Below are 8,830 nucleotides of genomic sequence, written 5' to 3' on the forward strand. Positions count from 1 at the left end.
TGGCACAGGCGGCCGGGCAGGTGGCCGGCCGCCTACACCGCGGTGCCGACCAGCGCGCCGATGCCGGCGGTGAGCGCCATGGCGAAGGCGCCCCAGAACGTCACGCGCAACATTGCACGAAGGATGTTGGCGCCGCCCGCCTTGGCGCCGATGGCGCCAAGCAGCGCAAGGAAGAGCAGGGACGCAAGCGAGACCGCCAGTACGAGCATTGAGGCCGGCGACACCAGCACCATGAGCAGCGGCATTGCCGCGCCCACGCTGAAGGTCGCCGCCGAAGTCAGCGCCGCCTGGATCGGCCGCGCCGTGGTCATTTCCGAAATGCCGAGTTCGTCATGGGCATGCGCGGCCAGCGCATCCCTGGCCATGAGTTGGTCGGCGACCTGGTGGGCCAGGTCCGTCGCCAGCCCGCGCTTGACGTAGATCTGCGCCAGCTCCTCGCGCTCGAATTCGGGCTGGGTCTCGAGCTCCCGGCGTTCGCGGGCGAGGTCGGCATTCTCGGTGTCCGACTGGGAGCTGACCGAGACATATTCGCCGGCCGCCATCGACATGGCGCCTGCCACCAGGCCGGCTATGCCGGCGACCAGGACCTGCGAGGCCGGCGCGGCGGCCGACGCCACGCCGACGATCAGGCTCGCGGTCGAGACGATGCCGTCATTGGCCCCCAGGACGGCGGCGCGCAGCCAGCCGATGCGCGACACCTGGTGATTTTCGACATGCAGGCGGCTCATGTTTTTCTCCTGATCGTGCCTTCGAGTTTCGTGGCCGCCGCAACTGTATTGGAAATCGTGCCGTACTTGCGGACGTTCTTGTGCAACAGCTCCAGTCGCTGGTCGGTTTCATCGGTGTCGACAACAAGCTCGTAGTCGATCGAGGCAATGCCCGGCGGGCTGTCGCGCCGAACGGCATGCAACGCAACCTTGACGCCGCGCAGCTTGAAATCGAGCATCGGCGTGACGCGCTCGATGCCCTTGATCATGCAGGCTGCAATCGCCGCGAGAAGCAGTTCGGCTGGATTGAAGGCATCGGCCCTGCCATCGAGACAGGTGTCGAGAACAAGCGCGGCGTTCTTGGTCGTGGCCACGCTGCCTCGTGCATCGGTCCGTCTGGCTTCAACGCTGTATTCGAACATGGTGCCACCTGCTCCGGCGCCCGTGCAGCGGGTGCCGTGCAGGAGGTTCTAGCCTGTGTTAGGCAGCCCGGAGTTGATCCAGGTCAGAATCCGGCCGCTCTATTCCCGTTCACGTGCGCAGCACCCGGTAGATCGCTGGAATAACCAGCACGGTCAGCAGCGTCGAGGAGGCCAGGCCGAACAGCAGCGAGATCGCCAACCCCTGGAAGATAGGGTCGGTCAGGATCACCGCCGCGCCGATCATGGCGGCAAGCGCGGTGAGCAGGATCGGCTTGAACCGGATCGCGCCGGCCTCGATCAGCACCTCGCTCAACGGCCTGTCGGGCGACGCCGCGTGGCGGATGAAGTCGACCAGCAGGATCGAATTGCGCACGATGATGCCGGCCAGCGCGATGAAGCCGATCATCGAGGTGGCCGTGAACGGCGCCCCGAACAGCCAGTGCCCGCCGAGGATGCCGACGAAGGTCAGCGGGATCGGTGTCAGGATCACCAGGGGAACCTTGAACGAGCCGAACTGGGCGACGACGAGGATGTAGATGCCGAGCAGCGCGACGCCGAAGGCCGCCCCCATGTCGCGGAAGGTCACCCAGGTGACTTCCCATTCGCCGTCCCATAAAAGCGTCGGCCGGCTTTCATCCTCCGGCTGGCCATGCAACGAGATCACGGGCTTCTGCAGTCCGGTCCAGTCCTGTGCGTCGATGGCCTTGCTGACGGCGAGCATGCCGTAAAGCGGCGCCTCGAAGCTGCCGGCAAGCTCGGCCGTCACCATTTCGGCAGCGCGGCCATTGTGCCTGAACACCGGGAACGAAGCGCGCTCCGGCGTCACCCGCACGACATCGCCAAGTTCGACCACGCCGCGGTCGCCAGGCAGGACATTCGCCGGGATGGGCGTTGTCAGGAAGCGCTCGTCGAGCGTCCTTTCGCCCTTCGGCCGCTCGATGCGGATCGGGATCGGCTGGCGGCCACCGCCGCGATGCGAATAGCCGACGGTCTTGCCCCCATTGAGGATGGCAAGCGTGTCGAAGACGTCGTTTTCCTCGACATGGAAGAACTCCGCATCGTCGGCGGAAATCGTGGCGCGCAGCCGGCGTGCCGGCTGTCCCCAGGAGTTGTCGACGTCGACGATGAAGGGCACCGAGCGGAACGCCGTCTCGATCCTGGCGGCAACCTGGCGGCGGGTCTCGCCGTCGGGTCCATAGATCTCGGCCAGCAGCGTCGCCATCACCGGCGGGCCAGGCGGCGGCTCGACCACCTTCAGGCTGGTGCCTTGCGGTACGGGGATCGTGGCGATGCGCTGGCGGATGTCGAGCGCGATCTCATGGCTGGAGCGGGCACGGTTCGCCTTCGGCAGCAGGTTGAGCGCCACGTCGCCCTGCTGCGGCTCGGTGCGCAGGACGGCATGGCGGACGAGGCCGTTGAAGTTGAAGGGTGACGCGGTCGCGGCATGTGTCTGGACCGATCGAACCTCCTTCAAGTCGAGAACCCTGGCGGCGACGGCCTGCGCCACCGCATCGGTCGCTTCGACGGAAGACCCTTCCGGCAGGTCGATGGTCACCGACAGTTCGGACTTGTTGTCGAAGGGCAGGAGCTTTACCGTGACATGCTCGGTGTAGAACAGCGCGAGCGAGCCCAGGGTCAACACCCCGACGACCAGCAGGAAGGCCCAGCTTGCCTTCTTCGAGGCCAGGATCGGCCGGGCGATGGCGGTGTAGGCGCGGCCGAGCGGGCCGCCATTGCCATGATCCTGATGGGCATGCACCGGCGCCTGCCCGGCAAGTCTGACCATCAGCCACGGCGTCACCATCACCGCGACGAAGAAGGAGAAGATCATCGCCGCCGAGGCGTTGGCGGGAATCGGGCTCATATAGGGGCCCATCATTCCCGAGACGAACAGCATCGGCAGCAGGGCGGCGACCACGGTCAAGGTGGCGACGATGGTCGGGTTGCCGACTTCGGCCACCGCCTCGATCGCCGCCTGCCGGCGATCTCGACCCCCCATGGCCCAGTGGCGCGAGATATTCTCGATCACCACGATGGCATCGTCGACGAGGATGCCGATGGAAAAGATCAGCGCGAACAGCGAGACGCGGTTCAGCGTGTAGCCCATGACGCGCGAGGCAAACAGCGTGAGCAGGATGGTCACCGGAATGACGACGGCCACGACCATCGCTTCGCGGCGTCCGATGGCGACCCAAACCAGCACGATGATCGAGATCGTCGCCAGGCTGAGATGGTAGAGGAGCTCATTGGCCTTGTCGTTGGCGGTCTCGCCGTAATTGCGCGTCACGTCGATCGAGATATCGGCGGGGATCAGCCCGCCCTGGAGCAATGCGACCCGGTGCAGGATGGCGTCGGCGACAGCGACCGCGTTCGATCCCGCGCGCTTGGCGATGGCGAGCGTGACCGACGGCACGCGATCGACACCAACGCCGGCCCTGGTGACCGTTGACACCAGCGTATCACCGGTGTCGGTGGCGAAGGCGACGTCGGCTACGTCGCGGACATAGACGGGACGGTTGTCGCGCGAGGTCAGGAGCAGGTTGCCGATCTGGTCGGGCGAGGCCAATGTCTCGCCGGCGACGATATCGATCTGCTCGCCCTTGTCGCGCACACGTCCGGCGGGAAAGGCCTTGTTGGCGCCCGACACCTTGGCGGCGAGCTGCTGCAGGGTGACGCCGTAAAGAGCGAGCTTTTCGGGGTTCGGATTGACGCGGATGATCTCTCCGGTCTCGCCGACCAGATAGGTAAGGCCGACATTGTCGATCTTGGCGATCTCGGTGCGCAGCTCGCGCGCGATGCGGGTGAGGTCGTTGGCCGTCATGCGCGCGGCCGCCTCCGGCTTCGGCGACAGCGTCAGCGTGACGATGGCGACGTCGTCGATGCCGCGGCCGACGATCAGCGGTTCGGGCACGCCGACGGGAATGCGGTCCATGTTGGCGCGCACCTTGTCGTGGACGCGCAGCACGGCAGCGTCCGACGAGGTGCCAACGATGAAGCGGGCGGTGACCATCACCTGGTCGTCTCGCGTCTGCGAATAGACATGCTCGACGCCGTCGATGCCCTTGACGATCGTCTCCAGCGGTTCGGTGATCAGCTTGACGGCGTCGTCGGCCTTCAGCCCGTCGGCGCGCACGAAGATGTCGACCATCGGCACCGAGATCTGCGGTTCCTCCTCGCGCGGCAGCGTGAGCAGCGCCACCAGCCCGAAGGCGAAGGCGGCGACCAGGAAAAGCGGCGTCAGCGGCGACGCGATGAAGGCCCGCGTCAGCGCGCCGGCGATGCCGAACGAGGCGGGACCTTTCATGGCGTGACCACGACGTCGCCAGCCGCAAGACCGGTCAGGATCTCGACATAGTCGCCGTCGGCGCGTCTTGTCCGCTCGCCTGTGACCACCGCGCGCTCGACACTGCCGCCGCCTGCGGCGACGCGCACGAAGTCGATCCCCGAACGGGTCTGGATTGCCGAAGCCGGCACCAGCAGCGCGGAGCGCTCGGCGACCGGCAGCTCGACCAGGACACGGGCATCGATGAAATTGGTATCGAGATTATCGACCTCGACGTCGGCGATGACGCGGCCATTGTCGATCTGCGGATAGATCTTGGCGAGGTGGCCGGGGGCCTCCTTGCCGCCGGCATTGATGCGGATGGCGGCGCCCTCTTTCAGGGACGCTGCGTAACGCTCCGGAACGGCCAGCCGCAGGAAGACCCCGCCTCCGCCAATGGTGACCACGACCTCACCGGCCATTATGACCGCACCACGCGTCACCGGCGCGGTCAGCACGCGGCCGTCGCCGGGAGCAAAGACATCGCCCTCGGCGCCCTGTTGCACTATCACCGATCGCTGCGCCTCGGTCGCGGCAAGCTGGTTGCGCGCGACGTCGACCTCGGTGCGCAGCTGATCGAGCCGCTGCGCGGTCATGACGCCCTTGTCGACCAGCGTCTGGCCACGGGCAAGTTCGGACTGCGCGGTGTCCAACCGTGCCTTCAAGGCACGAAGCTGGGCGTCCAGGGCGGCGACCTGAAACGCGATCTTGTCGTCCTGGACGGTCGCGATCTTCTGTCCGGCCTTGACCAGTTCGCCCTCCGTGACGGCCAGGTCGACGACGACGCCACCGATACGGGCGCGCGCCGGAACGGTGTCGCGCGCCTCGACACGGCCATAGACCGCTTTCCATTCGGTCACAGTCGTCGGCACCAGTGTCAGCGTGCCGGCAAGCGCCGGAGAGGCCGCCAACAACGCGGCGAACAAAAGCGGCATGCGCATCCGGATTTTCCTCAGAACGCGCATCCCGGCTTGATGCCGAGCTTGCGGAAGACCATCGCCGCGGGGCAGAAGCCGGTGAACGCCGACTGCAGCATGTTCAAGCCGACGAAAACCGTCAGCCACACGAAGAGCGGCGAGACAAAGGCGGTGAGCACGACGGACAGCAGCACCATGACGCCGGCGAAGGCGAGAACGGAACGGTCGAGGGACATTGTCATCTCCATTTGTACATGATGATATATAAATATATGAATATTACCGTTGACCGCAAGGGGCGATGCCAGATTTGTCGCTGGCGGTTGCGCGCCTTCGCCGTGCCTGCCAACCACCGTCCGCAGGGCCGGCCGCGGCGGCTTGCGCCGGTCAGGCTCCCGGGACGTCCGCTGATGCCTCGACCTTGATCTGCTTGAGCTTGTCGATCCCAAGCGCCTGCAATGCGAGGCGCTCATAGAAGGGTTCGGACTTGCCGGCCCTTATCTTGTGCAGGAAATACTTCTCGAAACCGACCTTGGCGGTGTGCACCCATTTGCCGGAGGACGACCAGTTGACATTGCGCGGCGGGATCTGCGGCTGCGCCACGAAGGCGACGCCGGAATCGCCGAAATCGGCGAGGCAGACCGCATTCCATGTGCCCTGGGCGTCAGGCTGCCTGCCCTCCACCAGCCGGCCGATGTTGCGCGCCGTCGCCGTGACCATGGATTCGATCATGAAGCCGGTCTTGGGCACGCCCACGGGGACAGGCGTCTTGCCGATCGGCGGGATGGCGACGCAGACGCCGACCGCGAATATCTCGGGGAACGCCGGGTTGCGCTGGTGCTTGTCGACAAGGATGAAGCCGCGCGGATTGGTCAGGCCTTCGATGCCGCGCACCGCCGCCACGCCGCGAAAGGCCGGCAGCATCATGGCATAGGCGTGCGGCAATTCATGCGCCTGCCTGACCGATCCGTCGTCGGCGAGTTCCTGGACGAACATCTTGCCGGGCTCGACCTTGTCGACCTTGGCGTTGCAGATCCACTTGATGTGATGCTGGCGCATCTCGCTCTCGAGCAGGCCCTTGGTGTCGCCGACGCCGTCGAGGCCGAGATGGCCGATATAGGGTTCGGAGGTGACGAAGGTCATGGGCACGCGGTCGCGCACCCTGGCGTCGCGCAAGGCCTTGTCGAGGATGAAGGTGAATTCGTAAGCCGGCCCGAAGCAGGACGCGCCCTGGACCGCGCCGATGACGACCGGGCCCGGCTTGGCGACGAGCGCGTCGAAGGCCGTCCTTGCCTTGAGCGCGTGATCAATGTGGCAGACGGACTGGGTGTTGTGCTCCGGCCCGAGGCCCTCGATCTCGTCGAAAGCGAGTTCGGGGCCGGTGGCGATCACCAGATAGTCGTAGGAGACAGATGAGCCGTCGTTGAGTTCCACCGTGCGCTCGACCGGGTGGACGCGCCTGGCTCCCTGCGGATGAAAGCCGATCTTGCGCCGTGCCAGCACCGGAGCAAGGTCTATTTCCACCGCTTGCCTGTCGCGCCAGCCGACGGCGACCCAGGGGTTGGACGGCACGAATGAATAGTGGCTGCCATTGTTGACGACGGAGACCTGATGTTCCCCGGCCAGTCCGTCGCGAAGCTCGTAGGCCATGATGGTGCCTCCCAGCCCGGCACCCAGGACGACTATATGCGCCATGCTCTTCCTCCTTTGCGGCGTCGCTTTGGCGCAACGCCAACACTGCTGATCCCGCGCGGGATTGGCTGATTTTGCGCCATTGTGGCGGGCTGCGACTTGACGCTGATCAAGCGACATTGACGGAGCGAAGCATCGGTATCGATCCCATCGACTTGACAGGCAGCTGTCCCAGGCTAATATTATTCGTAACTCTTAATATGATAATGTGTTCATATGCGCAATATAAAAATAGCCGAACTGGACAAGCAGGCGCGCGAAGCGTCCGAACTGCTCGCCGCGATGGCAAATGAAAAACGGCTGATGATCCTGTGCCATCTGCTGGACGGCGAGACGAGTGTGAACGAACTGGCCGAACTGGTTTCGATGAACCAGTCGGCACTGTCGCAGCAGCTTTCAAAGTTGCGCGCGCTCAAGCTCGTGGACACGCGGCGCGACGCCCAGCAGGTCTACTACCGCCTGGCTTCGGTGGAGGTCGAGCGAATCCTGCAGACGCTCTACGGCATCTATTGCGACCCGCAGACAAGGATCGCCAAGGTCGGCAGCCGATAGGCTGCCGACCGACAGCAGCAATCGCCTTATGCCGCTTGCTCGGCTTCACTGCCGATGCCGTTCAGCACTTTGATCGCATCGGCGGGCAGGTCGAGTTCGGCCGCCGCCAGATTTTCCCTGAGATGGCCGACCGAGGAGGTGCCGGGGATGAGCAGGATGTTGGGCGCGCGGCGCAGCAGCCAGGCGAGCGCCACCTGCATCGGGGTCGCGCCGAGTTTCCTGGCGACATTGGCCAGCGTGTCCGACTGCAGCGGCGTGAAGCCGCCGAGCGGGAAGAAGGGCACATAGGCGATGCCGTCGGCGGCAAGCGCGTCGATCAGCGCGTCATCCTCGCGGTGCGCGATATTGTACTGGTTCTGCACGCAGACGATCTCGGCGATGCTGCGTCCCTGGGCGATCTGGGTCGATGTGACGTTGCTCATGCCGATATGGCGGATGAGGCCCTGACGCTGCAATTCGGCGAGCGTGTTCAACTGCGGCTCGAGCGATCCTTCGGCGGGGCCGTGGATGCCATGCATGGAGCGCAGGTTGACGACCTCGATCACATCAAGCCCGAGATTGCGCAGATTGTCGTGCACGGCCTCGGTCAGTTCCTTGGGCGACATTGCGGGGAGCCAGGATGCATCGGCGCCGCGCCGGGCGCTGACCTTGGTGACGATGGTGAGGTTGGCGGGGTAGGGGTGCAGCGCCTCGCGGATGATCTGGTTGGTGACGTGCGGGCCATAGAAATCCGATGTGTCGATGTGGTCGACGCCGCTGGCGATCGCCTCGCGCAGCACGGCGAGGGCCGCGTCGCGGTCCTTCGGCGGGCCAAAGACGCCAGGCCCCGCCAGTTGCATGGCGCCGTAGCCGAGGCGCTTCACGGTGCGGTCGCCGAGCTTGAAGGTTCCGGCTTTGCTGATGTCGGTCATGGTCTTATCTCCTTTGGATCAGCCCTATGTAGACAAAGCGCGCCTGCGCGATAATATGGCGCAATCGGCACAGCCTGTGCGGAAAGGCGAACAATGGCGACGGATCTTGGCGACCTGCAGGCCTTCATGGCGGTGGCGCGCGCCGGCGGTTTTCGCGAGGCGGCCCGGGTGGGCAATGTCAGCGCCTCCAGCCTCTCGGAGACGGTGCGGCGGCTGGAGACCGGGCTCGGCGTGCGGCTCCTCAACCGCACCACGCGCAGCGTGGCGCCCACCGAGGCCGGCGAGCGCCTGGTGCGCTCCGTCGGGC

9 protein-coding genes are annotated in these 8,830 nt (G+C 65.5%); 2 read left to right on the forward strand and 7 right to left on the reverse strand.

Annotated features, from left to right (window positions below; genetic code table 11):
* Positions 1 to 32 precede the first annotated feature (32 nt).
* From QQK95_RS32125 to QQK95_RS32150, 6 genes are all read right to left on the reverse strand, one after another.
* A complete protein-coding gene (locus tag QQK95_RS32125) occupies positions 33 to 728 on the reverse strand; it encodes a VIT1/CCC1 transporter family protein (RefSeq protein WP_284278525.1) in 696 nt (231 codons plus the stop codon).
* Positions 725 to 1,129, reverse strand: coding sequence for an OsmC family protein (locus QQK95_RS32130; RefSeq protein ID WP_284278526.1), 405 nt, complete (start codon positions 1,127 to 1,129; stop codon positions 725 to 727). The genes QQK95_RS32125 and QQK95_RS32130 overlap by 4 nt, the downstream gene beginning before the upstream one ends.
* A gap of 109 nt (positions 1,130 to 1,238) precedes the next feature.
* The gene (locus QQK95_RS32135; protein WP_284278528.1) at positions 1,239 to 4,433 is read right to left on the reverse strand and encodes an efflux RND transporter permease subunit; all 3,195 of its coding nucleotides are present in this window, start codon (positions 4,431 to 4,433) and stop codon (positions 1,239 to 1,241) included.
* Positions 4,430 to 5,392 carry an efflux RND transporter periplasmic adaptor subunit gene (locus tag QQK95_RS32140; protein WP_284278529.1) on the reverse strand — a complete coding sequence of 321 codons (963 nt, stop codon included), beginning with the start codon at positions 5,390 to 5,392 and terminating at the stop codon, positions 4,430 to 4,432. Before QQK95_RS32140 ends, QQK95_RS32135 begins: the two co-directional genes overlap by 4 nt.
* 11 nt (positions 5,393 to 5,403) lie before the next feature.
* A complete protein-coding gene (locus QQK95_RS32145; protein WP_027047108.1) occupies positions 5,404 to 5,604 on the reverse strand; it encodes a YgaP family membrane protein in 201 nt (66 codons plus the stop codon).
* Between the two features lie 151 nt (positions 5,605 to 5,755).
* On the reverse strand, positions 5,756 to 7,063 hold the full coding sequence (locus QQK95_RS32150; RefSeq protein ID WP_284278530.1) for an NAD(P)/FAD-dependent oxidoreductase: 1,308 nt from the start codon (positions 7,061 to 7,063) through the stop codon (positions 5,756 to 5,758).
* A 213-nt stretch (positions 7,064 to 7,276) separates the two neighbouring features.
* Here QQK95_RS32150 and QQK95_RS32155 point away from each other — a divergent pair, with 213 nt between their 5' ends.
* Positions 7,277 to 7,612 carry an ArsR/SmtB family transcription factor gene (locus QQK95_RS32155; RefSeq protein WP_284278532.1) on the forward strand — a complete coding sequence of 112 codons (336 nt, stop codon included), beginning with the start codon at positions 7,277 to 7,279 and terminating at the stop codon, positions 7,610 to 7,612.
* Positions 7,613 to 7,638: 26 nt separating this feature from the next.
* Here QQK95_RS32155 and QQK95_RS32160 read toward each other — a convergent pair whose 3' ends face one another.
* Positions 7,639 to 8,523, reverse strand: coding sequence for an aldo/keto reductase family oxidoreductase (locus QQK95_RS32160; RefSeq protein WP_284278533.1), 885 nt, complete (start codon positions 8,521 to 8,523; stop codon positions 7,639 to 7,641).
* Positions 8,524 to 8,616: 93 nt separating this feature from the next.
* On the opposite strand from QQK95_RS32160, the gene QQK95_RS32165 reads away from it, so the two are divergent.
* Positions 8,617 to 8,830, forward strand: a 214-nt coding sequence (locus QQK95_RS32165; protein ID WP_284278534.1) for a helix-turn-helix domain-containing protein, incomplete at its 3' end; no start/stop codon positions are given.

This window comes from Mesorhizobium huakuii, assembly GCF_030160235.1.
Classification (GTDB): domain Bacteria; phylum Pseudomonadota; class Alphaproteobacteria; order Rhizobiales; family Rhizobiaceae; genus Mesorhizobium; species Mesorhizobium huakuii.